The organism is Ochrobactrum sp. EDr1-4 (genome assembly GCF_049199085.1).
Classification (GTDB): domain Bacteria; phylum Pseudomonadota; class Alphaproteobacteria; order Rhizobiales; family Rhizobiaceae; genus Brucella.
Window position 1 is genome coordinate 958,783 of record NZ_JBLZOF010000002.1, and the last position, 14,979, is coordinate 973,761.

Below are 14,979 nucleotides of genomic sequence, written 5' to 3' on the forward strand. Positions count from 1 at the left end.
ATAAGGACTAACCTAAGAGTGCAGCACTAAGCAGCAGAGCGCCGGTCAGCGCGATAAACAGTGCCGCGCCCACTTCAATCACTGCTTTCAGGCGACCGGACATGGCGCTGCTGCCAGCAAAGCGCAATGCCGTGTTTTTGGCCGTCACGGCCAGGGTTGCGAGAAATGCGACGGTCAGAAATGTGCCAAAGGCCATCGCGAAGACCGAAAGCAAGCCACCAACCATCAGACCATTGAGAAGCGCGAAGGTGAGCACGATCAGCGCACCGGAGCATGGGCGCAGGCCGACAGAGAAAATCGCCGACCATGCTGTCTTCCAGTTGAAGTCATCGCCAAGCGTTGATGGATCAGCGATATGGGCGCTGCCGCAATCAGCGCAGACGTCGCCTTGTCCGATAAAGACATGATCCGCCGCCGCATTGGCGGGCTTGTAGTTGAGCTTTACGGTGCTGCTCATGCCAAGCGCACGCGTGCTTTGCGATACGCTTCCTTGCCATGCAGGACCGCTGGCCATTGCTGTTTGTGGTGCTGCTGCAAAAAGCGCGCTTGTTGGGGAGGGTTCAGTGCTGTCGCGCTTCTTAAACAGAAGCGGCAATTTGCGTGCAAGCAGCCACAGGCCGAAGAATAGCACCAGCGCGAAACTGGCAATCTCCATATAGCGGGCGGTCTGGTTCATTGATATGCCGGTGCCGCGCAGCAAAAACCATGCGAGTGCAACCACGAAGACTGCCATGATCGCTTGCAGAAGCGATGAGATGAACGACAGGAAAATGCCGCGTTTCAGCGCCGTTTCATTAGCGATCATGTAAGACGAAATCACCGCCTTGCCGTGGCCGGGGCCGGCGGCATGGAAAACACCATAAACAAAAGACAGGCCGATCAGCACCCATGCTTGCCACGGATCTTCGCGCATAGCTTTAAGTGCATTGGTCATGGCGAGATAGAAAGTGCGCTGCTGTTCATTCATCCAGAGGATCAAATGTGCGAAAGGTCCGGTCGGTTTCATCGCGACTTCATTGGCACCGATGCCCAGTGATGATTGCGCCCATGCGTTTGCGGCGATCATCACAAGGGTAGCTGTGAGAATGAAACTGACCGTTCTTTTCATAAGGTAGCTTATCCTTTTTTCTCGCAGTCTATCTCAAGGCGGGTGGCGAAAATCTTCGACATGTCTGTGCCAGCAGGATCATTGAAAAATGCATCTGTCAGCGTTCCCTGATTTTGCGCAAGTGCTTCATCGGGATTAGGTCGAATGACCTCAGACTTGCAGCCTGCAGGCAGACCTTTGACGATCAGTTCATTATCGCTCACATAGTCGATGGCCGTATAGAAGGTCGGATCGTAAACGCCGAAGCTAACCTTGTGTCCCGGTGCTAGCTTGAGCGGCTTTTCAGGCTTGCTGGTGAAAACGATCATCAGATGATTGTCGGAAAAGTCTGCCGCCAGATCTTTGGGCCGCGCCATTTTCACATCTTTGCCATCCGCAAGCACGGTCTGAAAATATTTGAATTCCGCAATAGAGCCGTTGATCACATGGCCAAGGTCGATCAGCTCGTTTTTGTCGAGTTGCAAATCGCCATTCTTGTCGAATTCCATGAGTACGGTTGACGAAAATACATCGTCAAAACGCCAGATATGGGCGAGCTTTTCAACCGTGCCGTCGGGCGCAATCGTAAGCTCCAGCCTTGCATCGGCAAAGACGTGCGGATGCGCGCTCGCGGCCAAAGGCGCAAACACTGTTGTCAGTGTTACGGCAATGCCAAGAGGGCTTTTCAGCCATGAGCGCGAATTTAGCATGTATCGATTCCGTGAAAGCTTATGCAAGGCATAGTCGTGAAGGCGGCAAAAGTGGGACGAGTGCCGCCTTTTATAGCCACTTGATTACAGTTTTGTGTTTTCGCGCGCTTCGCGGTCCTTAAACCATTGGGTCAGAAAGTCGACCAGAGCGCGAATTTTGGCAGGCAAATAACGACGATGCGGATAGACCGCATAGATGCCGCCGTCTCTGATGATGAACTCATCGAGACAAGGAATGAGCCTGCCGCGTTCGATTTCTTCTTCCGCGATAAAGGCTGGAAGCGAACAGAAACCAAGTCCGGCGATTGCGGCTGTCTTGGTCGCAACCGGACTATTCACCTCGATTGGTCCATTGACCGTTACGGTCATCATCGAGCCGTCAGTATTGCGGAAATGCCAGTTGTTGCGCGAGCGCGCATTGGTATCGATGATGCAGGGCTTATCATGCAAATCTTCGGGACGTTTTGGCTTGCCCACGCGCTCGATCAGTGACGGTGCGCCGCAAAGAACAGAGTGGAAAGGCGAGAGCCTTTTTGCAATGAGTGAGGAATCTTGCAAGCGCGTGATACGGATTGCAAGGTCAAAGCCTTCTTCCACCATATCCACAAAACGATCATCCAGCCGCACATCAAGCACGATTTCAGGATGCGCGAGGCAGAAATCAATCAGCGATTGACCGATCACCGCGTCGGCAAAGGTGCGCGGGGCTGAGAGCTTTATACGGCCACGCGCATCGGAGCTTGTTTCGCTGACCGCGTCCTGCAACGCATCGATATCGCGAATGATTTCTATAGCCCTATGATAATAGGTGTGGCCTGCTTCAGTGAGCGAAAACTGGCGTGTCGTGCGGTTCAGAAGGCGCGCGCCGAGTTCATCTTCCAGTTCGCGCACATATTTGGAAAGCAGCGCTTTGGAACGTCCGATCTTTCGCGCGGCAGCCGAAAAGCCTTCCGCTTCGACCACGTCGATGAATGCGCGCATACGTGTAAGGGTGTCCATGGTCTAGTCCTGCTTTTCAAGAATGTTCCGGCCAAGCACAATCAGCGCTCGGTCGCTGCCGCGTGGGCCAATGAATGAGATGCCAAACGGCGCGCCATCAACCTGCCCCAGTGGAACAGTGATCTGTGGCAGGCCGGATAGTACGGAAAGACAAAGCAACCGCAGAGCCTGTTCACGATAGGCTTGCAGGCTTTCGAATGGTTCGTTTGCGAGAGGCGCCGCACCCGGTACGGTTGGCAATGCCAGAACCGCATTGTCGCCGATGATCGTTTCCAATTCCTGTGTAAAACGCGCACGCCGGTTGCGATGCAGGATTACAGCTTCATTGGTAATTTCCGAGCCGTAAGCAAAACGGTCCGCGACGCCCGGACCGAGATCGCGATCACCGGAAGAAATCCACGCGCCATGCGTATTCCACGCTTCCCAGCCCTGTATTTGACGAAAGGTGAGATAAAGCTCGTCGATTGTCAGTGTGGTCTGGCTCGCAGCTTTGAGACTTGAAAAATGCGGACGCACTTTTGCAAACATCGCGCGGTACGTGTCGGTCTCTTCCTGCCCAAGCATCAGATGCTCTAACAAAGGCATATAAAGAAGCTGCGAGAAGTTGAAGCTGCGCTCATCATCGCCAAGCAGAACTTGGCCGACCTTTTCATAAAGATCAATGTCGCGGGCAAACCAGCCAATTGTATCCAGCGAAGGTGCCAGCGGCATGATGCCTTCAAGCGGAATGCGTCCATGCGTGGTGCGCAAGCCAATCAGCCCGCAGAAACTGGCAGGAGCACGGATAGAGCCGCCTGTGTCGGAGCCAAGCGCAATGTCTGCAACTTTTCCCGCAACTGCTGCCGCCGACCCGGAAGATGATCCACCCGTAACGCGGTCAGGCGCGGAAGGGTTGATCGGATGAGGATAATGCGAGTTTTGCCCCATCAATGAAAAAGCCAGTTCGTCGGTCTGGGTCTTTCCGATGAAAGTTGCGCCTGCTGAGAGCAGCTTTTCAACCACCGGAGACGACTTCTGAGCGGCAAGTGATTCGGCCAGAATTTGCGGATTTCCGCATCCCGTTTGCATCCCAGCGACATCATAAATGTCTTTAACCGCCAAACGCTCGCCTTTAAGCGGACCGCTTTGCGCTGGGGGGAGGGGCTTTTCCGGTTTTGCGATGATCGCGTTGAACGGATCGAAGGGCGTCATTGTTCACAACCAGCAATGAAATTCGGGGGGTATGGTAAATTAAAGCCTAAGTTTTCCAGCAGAATGTTTCACTAATATTGAACAATGGCAAGCGCGGTAAGTGCATTACAACGCTTTAGAATTATTTTTGTCGCGACGAAGATTTGTCATTGTATGGACACATCTTTGGGATTATATCGCCCTTGCCCAAAGTCGCACGTGCCCGTGGGTGTCCGCCGATCCTCGAATGGTGAGGAATTCGGTACGGTACCTGGACCTAACCGCTCCAGTTGATCTGTAGGCCAACCGCCAGATCAAGGACATCTAAAGCAACGACGGTGCGGGCCTTTCTAGTGTCTTTCGGTTGTCCAAAAACCGAAATTACTGAAGAGGCACACCTTCATTGCCAGAAGTGCGGATGCGGTTCTCCAATTCCAATCCAAGGCAGACAAAGCGGAGTAACGCGGGTTTAGCGTTGTTCCACCGCCGCATGAGTTTTCGCGTGACCTCAGCATCTCCAAAGGCTGGCCTCACCGCGGATGCGCTTATGCTTACTTTGTCTCTTAGAGAATTTTCGGGGTCCATGGTGGGCTCGGTCAGATTCCTAAGTGTTTTTTCGCTCAATCTTTTTTTGAGATTGGGCTCTAGATGCGGCAGATCAAGCCGCGCGGGAGAACGACCATGGCAACGCAGCGTATTATCGACTTTCTTAACACCCGCCGCCCAGATGGCCCTTGCCTCGTCGTCGACACCGATGTCGTGCGCGAAAACTATCAGAATTTTGAAAAGGCATTGCCTTACTCGCGCATTTTCTATGCCGTGAAGGCAAACCCTGCACCGGAAGTCCTGCGCCTCCTCGCATCGCTCGGCTCGTGCTTCGATACGGCATCGGTTGCCGAAATCGAAATGGCACTGGAAGCCGGCGCAACGCCAAACCGCATCTCTTATGGCAACACCATCAAGAAAGAGCGCGATGTTGCACGTGCTTTCGAGCTGGGCATCCGTCTCTACGCTGTTGATTGCGTTGAAGAAGTTGAAAAGGTCGCTCGCGCTGCTCCCGGCAGCCGCGTGTTCTGCCGCGTATTGACCGATGGTGAAGGCGCTGAATGGCCGCTGTCGCGCAAGTTCGGTTGCGTGCCTGCAATGGCTATCGACGTCCTGCGTCATGCAAAGTCGCTGGGTCTTGACTCTTATGGTGTGTCGTTCCACGTCGGCTCGCAGCAGACAGATCTCACCGCATGGGATCGCGCTTTGAGCGATGCTGCATCGGTATTTCGTACGCTGGCTGACGAAGGCATTGTTCTGCGCATGGTCAACATGGGCGGCGGCTTCCCAACCCGCTACCTCAAAGACGTGCCGACCGCTCAGGCCTATGGTATGGCGATATTCGATGCGCTTTCCAAGCATTTCGGCAACCGCATTCCGGAAACCATCATTGAACCGGGCCGCGGCATGGTTGGCAATGCAGGCGTGATCAAGACCGAAGTCGTTCTGGTTTCGCGCAAGTCGGACAACGACAATGTGCGTTGGGTCTATCTCGACATCGGCAAATTCGGCGGTCTGGCCGAAACCATGGATGAGGCGATCCGCTACCAGATCGTGACGCCGCATGATGGTGACGCGACCGAACTTTGCGTGCTGGCTGGCCCAACTTGCGACAGTGCGGATGTTCTTTACGAAAAGACTCCGTATCCGCTGCCGGTTTCACTGACCATCGGTGATGAAGTCCTCATCGAAGGCACAGGCGCCTACACCACCACTTATTCAGCGGTGGCGTTCAATGGTTTCGAACCGCTCCGATCATACGTCATCTGATTTTTCAGGATTAGCCTGAAAGATCCTCTCAATCTGCCCGGCGCTGAAAAGTGTTGGGCAGGATGTGCGGCTGCCCATGCTTAGGGTGAGATGTTATGAACGCAAATCTGGAAATCCAGGAAAATATTGTCACCGGCTTCTTGCCGCTCTCTGTTCCTGCCTTCACCGTTGCGGCTGAGGCGGCAGAGCACGTCATTGCGCGCGAGGCGCTGCTTGATCGCGCAATGGGCGAGGGCCGTCGTCGCAAGTCATCGGAAAAACTGCGTCGCGGTCGGTTGCCCGCCGAATGTCTGGCTTTTTCTGCTATCGGCTATGATGGTCTGCTCGCAGGCACCGTGCGGTTGTGGAATGTCCATGCCGGTTTGGATGCGTTCGGCTTTCCGGTTTCAGCTCTGTTGCTCGGTCCGCTTGCAGTCGATCCATCGACTGCCGGTCGTGGGATCGGCTCGGCTTTGATGCAGCACGCAATTGCTGAGGCAAAGCGGCTTGGTCACGGCGCGATCCTGCTCGTTGGCGACCCTGAATATTATGCGCGGTTTGGTTTTACGGCTGAAAAGACTGGCGAACTGGCCATGCCGGGACCGTTTGAAAAGCGTCGCTTTCTGGCGTTTGAGCTTAAAGCTGGTCACCTCGATGGTGCACACGGCATTTTGCGTGCCAGCGGGCGTAAAATCTCGCGCTCTTAACCGATACGCACCAGCCGTCCGAAGTTGCGGACGGCTGTTATGGCAAGCCCTGCCAAGAAACCAGCAATCAGCCCGGCAATGACAATGAGCTTGCGCGATGATCCAGCCGGGTCGAGTGGCGGACGGGCTTCGGAAATCACACGAACATTGGTGGTGGTGATGCCTTCCTGTTCGCTTGTTTCGCGCGAGCGCAACAGAAATGCTTCATAAACTGAACGGAGCGTGGTGGCTTCGCGTTCCAGTTCGCGCAGCTTCACGCGATCATTGTTGCTGTTGGCCTGTTGCGACTTGAGCTGCGCAAGACGAGAATTCAGGTCACGTTCCTGCTGCACAGAGCGCGCCACTTCAACCTGCAATGACGCACGGATACGACGCAGTTCTGCATCAATATCATTGAGCGCCGTCTGCCTTTGTGACTGAAGCTGAATGTATTGTGGATGGCGCGGCCCAAGCTGGGTCGATGCTCCATTGGCATTCTGGCTTGCCAGTGCATATTGCGCACGCAAGGCTGTCAGTGTGTTAGAGCGCAGGTCTTCCGGCAAGGTGCCGGAAATGACGCTGCCGGTATTGGCATCGTTGAGCACCTGAACTCGCGCCTGAAGCCGCATGGTTTCGGCACGTTGATTGGTCAGCTGGTCATTGAGGCGTGTCAAGTCGTTGTCGCTGATCAGCTTGCCATCGACATCAACCAGATCGCGCGTTGCACGAAAATCTGCTGCGGCTTTTTCTGCAGTTTCTACATTGGCGCGCATATCCGCAAGCCGCTTTGAAAGTTCAGCCGCGTTGCGGCGTGCCGCATCCGATTGCAGCGAATCGAGTTCTTTCTGGAACACCGAGCCGATCAAATTGGCGATTTCGGCCGACTTTTCCGAACTGCGGGTTTTGACGGCAACAGAATAGATAAAGGTTTTTGGATCGCGCCCGATAGTCAGGCTGTCATAGAGATTATAAAGAACGCGTGTCTCAAGCGCTTGGCCATCGGCGACTGTCTTGGGCTTCACCATGCTTTTAAGCTGTGCGAAAAACCCTGCTACACCGGTCGGAACGAAGGTGCCGTTAAACTCCGGGTCTTTGGTGAGATCGGCCTCATTGATGACCTTGAGCAGAACACTACTCGAATCAAGCAATCGTGCCTGACTTTCGGCAATTGCCAGTGAAGCATCGGTCGGAAGCTGGCCGGGTGTTAGCTCTGTTCCCACAGTTTTGATATTGCGCGGATCGACCAAAATATCAGTCGAAGCAACGTACATTTGCGGAATGGTCAGCGCATAAAGTGTTCCAACAATGCCGCCAAGCAGCGTTGTCGCTATCAACAATTTGCGAGAGCCGCGAACCACTTCAATCGCAACACGAGGATCGATTAGCGGCTTCCATTCATTATCGGGTGCTGCCTGTCTTACTGGCAGCTTTTCCTCGAAGACACTCACTGGTGGTTCCACACTATCGGCTGCTTCTGCTTTGACTTTTGAAGCATTCTCGCGCTCGGCGATTTTGCGCTCGAGTTCCGCTTTAATCGAAGCCATGCGCGCACGCAGTTCAGAAGCGTCGCGCTCTTCAGCAGTTTTCTTATCCTGCTTGTTGCGAAAAAACTCGGTGCGTTCTTCTGGCGTTGCGGGAGGGGTCCATGGCGGAATTATTGACGGCTGCTCGTCTTGACGCGCGTTAGCTTCTTCACGACTTGCCTCAGGCGCGTCGGAGAATGCAAGAAGAGGCTTGTCCTCTCTTCCTTTATTGCGCTTGTCGTCACCGCTCATCGTCAAAGATGTCCGTACCCCGAAATGGCTTATCTAAACCCGACTATATGTTTTCTGTGCAGAACAAATGGTTAATTTGCGGATCGATATTTAACTTGGTGCCTTTTAATTAAGCCTTTTTCGCTAAGTGTTAGCCTATAGTCCGCATGTGCGACTAATTAAGTAAAAAACAATATAAAGACGAGGCCCGTGTTTGTTCGCGAAAGCAGTCCAGAAGTTGTTGGGAAGCCGTGGGGCAATGGTGCGGGATTATTTCTCGCTGTTTTCCGGTTCTGCTGGGCGGCTGGTAGTTTCGCTTCTTTATTTTATAGCGCTTGCAAACACGCTGTCGACTGGAGACTTCGGTATTTTTGCCACTGCATCCGGTACTGGCGTGGTGCTGTCGCGTCTGGTCTCATTAGGGTTTAGCTCGCCACTTTATCGTATCGCGACGGTCAAGCCGCTGCTGCTCGGCACTTATACGGCGGGCTATCTCGCGGCAGTTGTGCTGTCATTACCGCTTTTGGCTATTTGTTCGTGGCTGGTTTATTTCATCGTCTTTAGCCGCGATATTTCGTTCCTACCCTTCGCTCTGGTGGTAGTTGCCGAAGCGCTTTTGTGGCGTTCCACCGAAATGATCATGATCGTCAATAATGGGCTGCGCCGTTTTGGAATCACCGCGCTGCTGGTGATCTTTGGCACGGCCACACGCGCGATTGCTGCCGTTTTGTTTATGTTTCTCGCGGCCACTCATGATGTTACACATTGGGCGTGGTGGTATCTGGTCGCCAATGCTGTCGCGCTTGCTGTCGCTCTGCGCTTTTACCCGAAGGTGAAGCTTCGTTTTGAACCGCGTCTTTATATGCGGCGTGTGTCTGATTCTATCGCCGTGATGGGTGCGGAACTGCTCTTTTATATTCAGAGCGAGCTCGACAAGCTTCTGGTTTTGAGCATTGGCGGGCCAACGACTGCCGGTATTTACGCAATTATCATGCGGCTTGTTGATCTGACCGCACTGCCGATCCGCTCTTTCAATATGATGCTGGTTCAGAAGCTGATGCGTAGTCCGGATATGCTGGCGTCGCTGCGCATTCGGGCCGGGCTGGAATGTGCGGTTTTTGCGGTGTCTGTTGCAGGCCTTGGCGCGATGGTGATCTTCCTACAGTTCTTCCCGACAGCGCTTGGTGCAAGCGTTGCGCCGATTGTCGGCCTCTTGCCGCTGGTGTTGCTGGTGCCGGGGTTCCGCAACTTGATCGAGTATCAGACAGAAATCCTATATGCGCGCGGTCAGTCTGGTCTGCGTACAATAAGCATGGTGCTGATGACGGCAGGCAAGGCGCTGTTCGTCTGGCTGTTGCTTGTCAATTATGGCGATAATAACGACTGGATTGCCGGCCTGAACTTTGTTTTTGCAGGTATATATATTCTGTCGCTGGTTTTTACCTATACGAGCCTTCGGCTGCCTGCCAAACGGGTATAAAAAAAGCCCGGAGTTTGGTGCTCCAGGCTTTATTGTTTTGAATACGCTTTAGATCACGCGCCGATGATGCGGCGGATGTCGGCGACCGAAAGGCTTAGGAATGACTGCATTCCGATGGCCACCTGATGCGGCTCCATTTCGGCGATAAATGTACGGAACTCTTCTTCCGTTGGCGGGGGCGCAAACCACTGCATGCGGCACAGGTCATGGGTGTCATGGAAATGGCCAGCGCCTTCCAGAACATCATCCACATAATGGCCATAGATGAAGCATTCGGAGAAGCGGCGGACATTGCCAATTGCCGCAACCCAATGCTGACCAGTGTGCTTTTCAATGCGTTCACACATGCCTACGACTGAATCTCTGCGCCAGGAAACAAGCTGGCCGATATAGTCGTTCAGCGCGCTTTTGCCATTTGGAACGCCAAGGAGTTTTCCCGCGTTTTCCGCCCAGACCGGATGCTCCGGCCATTCTGGATTTGCCAGCGCATTGGGACGATAGAACAGACGTAATTTATCATGGTGCCAGAGCGTGCTGCAATCAAACGGCTTCACAAATGCAGTATCTGAATCGGTATAGAGAAGACCGTCCTCATCCACCTTGCTGGCCAGCGCAATGCGGCGCAACTGCTGCACATGCCAGCCGCGCAAGGGCTTGGTTTTGAACGAAAGCCAGACACGGCGGCGGCCGAGATAGGTCGGATCAGGAAATGCACGAATCCAGGAAGGCAGCAAATCGCGCTCATCAATGACGATGCGGTTTGCGCTCTCAATCTGCCTGAAAAGGGCGACATCTTTGCTGTCGACGAGAATGTAGTGCTTGGTGAAACCAGTGACAAATTTGTCCATGGTTTCGCACAGGAGCTTACAACGCTCAAAATCCTGATCCCAACTGGCCGTAACAATCGCTGTCTTCAAGGCTTACCCCCTGAGAGCTTTTCCTTGGCAACGCGCCAGAGGAAGACTGGATTGCCGACGAGGTAACGCTTTGCCAGACGGCGTGGTTCCTGCAACAGGCGATGTACCCATTCCATTTTGATTGTGCGAACCCAATGCGGAGCGCGTTGAACGCGGCCTGTATGCAGATCGAACAGCGCGCCTACAGCACTTGCAATCGTGCAATGCTCTGCTGTGATGTGCTTGTCGATGAATAGTTCCTGACGTGGGACGCCCATTGCGATGAGAAGAATGTCGGGATGGTAATCTTTAAGTTGGGCAAGAATGCCATCAACATCAGCTAGCTTGAAATAGCCATCTGAAATCACACGGAAATCATGCTGCGGTATTTGTTTCTTGAAAAGCTGTGCGGCCTCCGCAGCGACACCCGGACCGCCGCCCAGAAGCGCTATTTTCATCGGGCGTTTGATATGCTGCATCAGGCCGGGTATGAAGTCTGTTCCGTTGAGATTGGCAGGGAATTTTTCTCCGTAGGCAACCTTACTGGCAATATCGACGCCGATACCGTCAGGCAGGATCAGGAAATCCTTCAATGCCGCCATATAGTTCGGATCTTCATGCGCGATATTGGCATTGTTGGCATTCAGCCAGCCCTGCTTGAGAAATTCGCGGTTTTCTATGCGCTTTTCAAAATAAGCGAATGAACTGTCCCAGTCGAAACAGACAACTTTGATGCCGAGAATATTTTTATATTCAAGCTTTTCGGGGGAAGTAGTTGTCATGTCAGTTTGCTTTTCCTGTCACGTCCTGAAGTGTCTTAAGGCCCCGGGCGATGGCGCTGTCCATGCCTGCGATTTGTGCCTGTTTAAAGGCTTTGCCGTCCAGTTTTTGACTATCACCGTCAGTGATTGTTTTGAGCCTCTCAACGATGGCCGCAGCAAAATCGGCTGGCTTATCTGCAATAGTGCAGTTTGCCGGAATATTGCTGATGCCGCGAACCGAATGGGCTGTCGCGACGCTTGGCATTCCGAGTTCAAACGTCTCAATTGACTTTAACTGAACACCAGTGCCCGCGCGACTGATCAGCGGTACAAGTTTGCCACTTTCCACAAACTCGGTCGCATCGGGCACCTTGCCGACAAAGTTTACGCCGGGCCATGCAGCGATCAGATCGGCTGGTGTGTTTCCAGCAATGGCAATCGAAATGTCTTTTGGCAGCAGCGGTTTCACTTCGCGCAGGAACCATTCGAGGCCAATGCGGTTCGGGTGCCATGTCCATGTGCCGATCAAAGCCAGGTCATATTTCGTAGCCGCTGCCGTCGATGTTGCCGCTTTGCCCGGCATAACCAGCGGTAAAGTTGCAAATTTCTCTGATGTCAGGCCAAGCGCTGGGCCGTCATCTTCCGCGAATGTGAAGACGAAACTTGCTTGTTTGCACAGCCGGTTTTCGAGTTTTTTGAGAATGCGGGCTTCGCGGCCAAATAGGATTTTCTGAATCTTACTTTTGGTATCAGCGGCATTCTCTTCTGCCGAACGATATTCGACATTATGCGCGATAAATATCGACGGCTTATCTTTGAAAACATCTTCAAACGCGCCGGGAAGCGTGACGCCATTGAGAACATAGGCATCAAACTCACCCAGATCGGCAATCGCTTCGCGGATTTCAACCGCCGGAACCACGCGCAGCTTTGCGGAGGACACGGTAAGCCCGGTCAGAAATGATTTTAGCACCCAGCCGATCTTGCGTTTGATGCCCGCACCTTCGGTTCGTACTTCCACTTCACCAAGCACAACGGTTTCTTTGCTTTTGGCCGCTTTATGCCCGGGCCAAGTGAAGCCCAGAACTGTGACCTGTGCGCCCGCACGGCGTAGACCATCAATCACGGCTGCGTTTGCAACCTCGTAACCTGTTGAAGCGACCGCATGCGGAACAAGTGATGTTACGAAGACAAGACGAAACGGTTGCAAATCAGCTCCTGACCAATCTTAATGAGTGCCTGTTTATGACAGTCTCTACAGACATGCAGTGAACTTTTCTTTAAGCGTTTATCTATAGTGGAAAGATAATTGTAAAATAAAAATCTCTGAAATAAATCGGAAACCGAGATGTCAGATTTACCGGATCATATTGAAGTAATCGCTAAAACTCCCGGTCTTGCTTATGACGAGATCGATATTGTTGTGTCGCTTCCGACATTCAAGCGTCCTGAGCACCTGATCAGAACTCTCGATACACTCAATGCGCAGACCACCAAACGCAAATGGGCAGTTGTGGTCATTGAGAACGAGACTGAAAAGAAGGAGGGCGCAACAGTTGCCGCTCCACTTTTCGAGGCTGGCAAATACAATGGCATGCTGATTGGTGAATCGCATCGCGGCAATTGTAATGCCTATAATGCGGGCTGGTTGACGGCGACGAAATATTTCCCGAACTTCAAATACATCATCGTTATTGATGACGATGAACTGGCCGATCCAGACTGGATCGAAAACATGGTTTCGACGGCTGAGCGTTATGACGTTAGCCTCGTTGGCGGTCCGCAGTTCCCGATTTTCGAGAAGCCAAATTCGGAACAGTGGGCAAAACATCCGGTCTTCCTGCCGCATTATACAAAGACTGGTCCTGTTCCGATTATCTATTCATCTGGTAACCTTCTTATCGCGCGTGCGGTTATTGAAGCACACAGCTATCCGTTTATGGATCTTAAGTTCAACTTCACTGGCGGTGGCGATTCCGACTTCCTGTCGCGCTCAATCGCCAAGGGCTTTAGAGTTGGCTGGTGTGCAGAGGGTATCGTTCGCGAAACCATTCCAGAGCGTCGTTTGGAAAATGATTGGATCAGATCACGCGGCCTCCGCAATGGCGTTCTTTCGACGCTGATTGAACAGCGTAAGCGCAAGGATGAACCACTCGGTCAGGTACGTGTATTTCTAAAAAGCCTTGCTCTGTTAGCCTATTCACCGATTAAAGCTGTGAGAAAAGGCATTGCTGCAGGCTTTGCGCCTGCAGGCACTTACTTCGTCCATATTGGTCTAGGTCGGGTTATGGCGCATTTTGGATATTTGAATGAGCAGTATCGCAACCCGGACAAAAACTGATCCAGCTTTGTCCGATCCGACGCGAATGACGATGCGCCAAATAGCGCTCGTCATTGCAACGGCGATTTTGTGCATTCTTCTGGTTTCGTTTCGACCGTTTTCGCCGGTCGTTGCAACGGATGGCCAGCCAGCTGGTGATACGATTAATCAGCTGGGCTTTGGCATTGTTGGCGCTGTAGCGCTTATGTCTTTGGCCATGTTTGCGCAGCCCGCTAAGATTATGCGTTTGGTAAGCCTCGGCTGGATGCTGATGTTTGCCATTCTTCTGGCCTCAGCCTTCGTCAGCCCTGATCCATCAACCGCTATTCGTGGGATCATGCTGACTCTGATCGGTGTTCTCGCAATCATTGCGGTACTTGCTCTGCCGCAGGATGCAGATAGCTATTCATGGATGCTGCTTATCGTGGCCTCGATTGTTATCTTTATTTCCTATGCGGGTGTTGTGCTGTTACCCAATCTTGGCACGCACGGTGCTGATGCAGTGGAGCCACAGAATTCTTTCCTCTGGCGAGGTGTATTCACACATAAGAACATTGCCGGGCCTGTCATGGCAGTCTTCGCTTTCGCTGGCATTTATCTTTGGCGACGCGGCTGGCGCATCAGTGGAGCAGTGATTGCGCTACTTGCGTTGTTCTTTGTCGCGCATACAGGTTCAAAAACCACAGTGGCACTGGTGCCTTTCGCCATGCTGTTAGTCGTTGGGCCGGGCCTGTTTGGCCTTCGTGGACTTGCACCGCTGATGATTTTCGTCATTCAGTTGATGTTCGCCTTATTCACAATCGGTACGGTGCTGTTTGAACCGCTGCATCAAATGGTTTTGAAGTTCGCGGTTGATCCGACCTTTACGGGCAGAACCTCCATCTGGGCCTTTGCGATTGAAGCTTTGCATAATCGCCCTTGGACTGGGTTCGGCTTTGAAAGTTTTTGGAGCACTGGCGCCGCAAAAGAAGCTGCAAATCCCTATTATCTCGATTGGGATGTGCGCGGCATTGTCCATGCGCATAATGGCTATCTCGATATCACGCTTTCAATGGGCCTTATCGGCCTCATCTGCGCGATCATTGTCATCATCATTATGCCGCTGATTAATTATATGCGGTGCAGGCCAACACGCGAAAATCTGCTTCTTGCTGATTTCTTTCTGATGTTTGTGTTTTTCGGTACGCTGAACGCAATGCTGGAAAGCTTCTTTTTCCGTCGCATGGACCCGGTCTGGCTCATGCTCATTTTCGCAATCTTTGGCTTGCGCATGACGGCCAAAGTCACCATTCCCAAGCGGTCTTTATAATCTCGGAGTTACC

General features: G+C 52.8%; 13 protein-coding genes. 5 read left to right on the forward strand and 8 right to left on the reverse strand.

The features are described 5' to 3' along the window. Positions 1 to 7 precede the first annotated feature (7 nt). The 4 genes from ACOZHT_RS10770 to ACOZHT_RS10785 form a co-directional block, all read right to left on the reverse strand. Positions 8 to 1,108, reverse strand: coding sequence for a nickel/cobalt transporter (locus ACOZHT_RS10770; protein ID WP_339513404.1), 1,101 nt, complete (start codon positions 1,106 to 1,108; stop codon positions 8 to 10). Between the two features lie 8 nt (positions 1,109 to 1,116). Then, positions 1,117 to 1,797 carry a DUF1007 family protein gene (locus tag ACOZHT_RS10775; protein ID WP_421565680.1) on the reverse strand — a complete coding sequence of 227 codons (681 nt, stop codon included), beginning with the start codon at positions 1,795 to 1,797 and terminating at the stop codon, positions 1,117 to 1,119. Positions 1,798 to 1,881: 84 nt separating this feature from the next. Beyond that, complete coding sequence (locus ACOZHT_RS10780) at positions 1,882 to 2,796, reverse strand: LysR family transcriptional regulator (protein ID WP_339513406.1); 915 nt, start codon at positions 2,794 to 2,796, stop codon at positions 1,882 to 1,884. Positions 2,797 to 2,799: 3 nt separating this feature from the next. Continuing rightward, positions 2,800 to 3,987 (reverse strand): amidase, encoded by a 1,188-nt coding sequence (locus ACOZHT_RS10785; protein WP_339513408.1) that lies wholly within the window; start codon positions 3,985 to 3,987, stop codon positions 2,800 to 2,802. A 660-nt stretch (positions 3,988 to 4,647) separates the two neighbouring features. Here ACOZHT_RS10785 and odc2 point away from each other — a divergent pair. Further along, positions 4,648 to 5,781 carry an ornithine/lysine decarboxylase gene (gene odc2 / locus ACOZHT_RS10790; RefSeq protein WP_339513410.1) on the forward strand — a complete coding sequence of 378 codons (1,134 nt, stop codon included), beginning with the start codon at positions 4,648 to 4,650 and terminating at the stop codon, positions 5,779 to 5,781. 95 nt (positions 5,782 to 5,876) lie between these two features. Continuing rightward, positions 5,877 to 6,467 carry an N-acetyltransferase gene (locus ACOZHT_RS10795; RefSeq protein ID WP_339513412.1) on the forward strand — a complete coding sequence of 197 codons (591 nt, stop codon included), beginning with the start codon at positions 5,877 to 5,879 and terminating at the stop codon, positions 6,465 to 6,467. Here the strand turns inward: ACOZHT_RS10795 and ACOZHT_RS10800 are convergent. Continuing rightward, positions 6,464 to 8,221, reverse strand: coding sequence for a GumC family protein (locus ACOZHT_RS10800; RefSeq protein ID WP_339513414.1), 1,758 nt, complete (start codon positions 8,219 to 8,221; stop codon positions 6,464 to 6,466). The genes ACOZHT_RS10795 and ACOZHT_RS10800 overlap by 4 nt on opposite strands. A gap of 193 nt (positions 8,222 to 8,414) precedes the next feature. Here ACOZHT_RS10800 and ACOZHT_RS10805 point away from each other — a divergent pair, with 193 nt between their 5' ends. Next, on the forward strand, positions 8,415 to 9,680 hold the full coding sequence (locus tag ACOZHT_RS10805) for a lipopolysaccharide biosynthesis protein (RefSeq protein WP_339513416.1): 1,266 nt from the start codon (positions 8,415 to 8,417) through the stop codon (positions 9,678 to 9,680). A gap of 53 nt (positions 9,681 to 9,733) precedes the next feature. On the opposite strand, the gene ACOZHT_RS10810 is transcribed toward ACOZHT_RS10805, so the two are convergent. The 3 genes from ACOZHT_RS10810 to ACOZHT_RS10820 are packed head-to-tail and all read right to left on the reverse strand — an operon-like array spanning position 9,734 to position 12,547. Then, positions 9,734 to 10,597 carry a DUF6492 family protein gene (locus tag ACOZHT_RS10810; protein WP_339513418.1) on the reverse strand — a complete coding sequence of 288 codons (864 nt, stop codon included), beginning with the start codon at positions 10,595 to 10,597 and terminating at the stop codon, positions 9,734 to 9,736. Continuing rightward, positions 10,594 to 11,358 (reverse strand): WecB/TagA/CpsF family glycosyltransferase, encoded by a 765-nt coding sequence (locus ACOZHT_RS10815; RefSeq protein WP_339513420.1) that lies wholly within the window; start codon positions 11,356 to 11,358, stop codon positions 10,594 to 10,596. The genes ACOZHT_RS10810 and ACOZHT_RS10815 overlap by 4 nt, the downstream gene beginning before the upstream one ends. Position 11,359: 1 nt before the next feature. After that, positions 11,360 to 12,547: a glycosyltransferase family 4 protein gene (locus tag ACOZHT_RS10820; protein ID WP_339513422.1), complete on the reverse strand. Its 1,188-nt coding sequence runs from the start codon at positions 12,545 to 12,547 to the stop codon at positions 11,360 to 11,362. 138 nt (positions 12,548 to 12,685) lie between these two features. Between ACOZHT_RS10820 and ACOZHT_RS10825 the strand changes: the two genes are divergently transcribed. Together ACOZHT_RS10825 and ACOZHT_RS10830 are read left to right on the forward strand one after the other, a co-directional pair. After that, positions 12,686 to 13,678, forward strand: a complete 993-nt coding sequence (locus tag ACOZHT_RS10825) for a glycosyltransferase family 2 protein (protein ID WP_339513424.1) — start codon at positions 12,686 to 12,688, stop codon at positions 13,676 to 13,678. Further along, positions 13,647 to 14,966 (forward strand): O-antigen ligase, encoded by a 1,320-nt coding sequence (locus ACOZHT_RS10830; protein ID WP_339513425.1) that lies wholly within the window; start codon positions 13,647 to 13,649, stop codon positions 14,964 to 14,966. The genes ACOZHT_RS10825 and ACOZHT_RS10830 overlap by 32 nt, the downstream gene beginning before the upstream one ends. Positions 14,967 to 14,979 lie beyond the last annotated feature (13 nt).

Coding starts and splice junctions, on each gene's coding strand:
- ACOZHT_RS10775 (WP_421565680.1), bottom strand. CDS start 1,797: ATGCTAAATTCGCGCTCATGGCTGAAAAGCCCTCTTGGCATTGCCGTA.
- odc2 (WP_339513410.1), top strand. CDS start 4,648: ATGGCAACGCAGCGTATTATCGACTTTCTTAACACCCGCCGCCCAGAT.
- ACOZHT_RS10770 (WP_339513404.1), bottom strand. CDS start 1,108: ATGAAAAGAACGGTCAGTTTCATTCTCACAGCTACCCTTGTGATGATC.
- ACOZHT_RS10780 (WP_339513406.1), bottom strand. CDS start 2,796: ATGGACACCCTTACACGTATGCGCGCATTCATCGACGTGGTCGAAGCG.
- ACOZHT_RS10825 (WP_339513424.1), top strand. CDS start 12,686: ATGTCAGATTTACCGGATCATATTGAAGTAATCGCTAAAACTCCCGGT.
- ACOZHT_RS10800 (WP_339513414.1), bottom strand. CDS start 8,221: ATGAGCGGTGACGACAAGCGCAATAAAGGAAGAGAGGACAAGCCTCTT.
- ACOZHT_RS10795 (WP_339513412.1), top strand. CDS start 5,877: ATGAACGCAAATCTGGAAATCCAGGAAAATATTGTCACCGGCTTCTTG.
- ACOZHT_RS10830 (WP_339513425.1), top strand. CDS start 13,647: ATGAGCAGTATCGCAACCCGGACAAAAACTGATCCAGCTTTGTCCGAT.
- ACOZHT_RS10815 (WP_339513420.1), bottom strand. CDS start 11,358: ATGACAACTACTTCCCCCGAAAAGCTTGAATATAAAAATATTCTCGGC.
- ACOZHT_RS10785 (WP_339513408.1), bottom strand. CDS start 3,987: ATGACGCCCTTCGATCCGTTCAACGCGATCATCGCAAAACCGGAAAAG.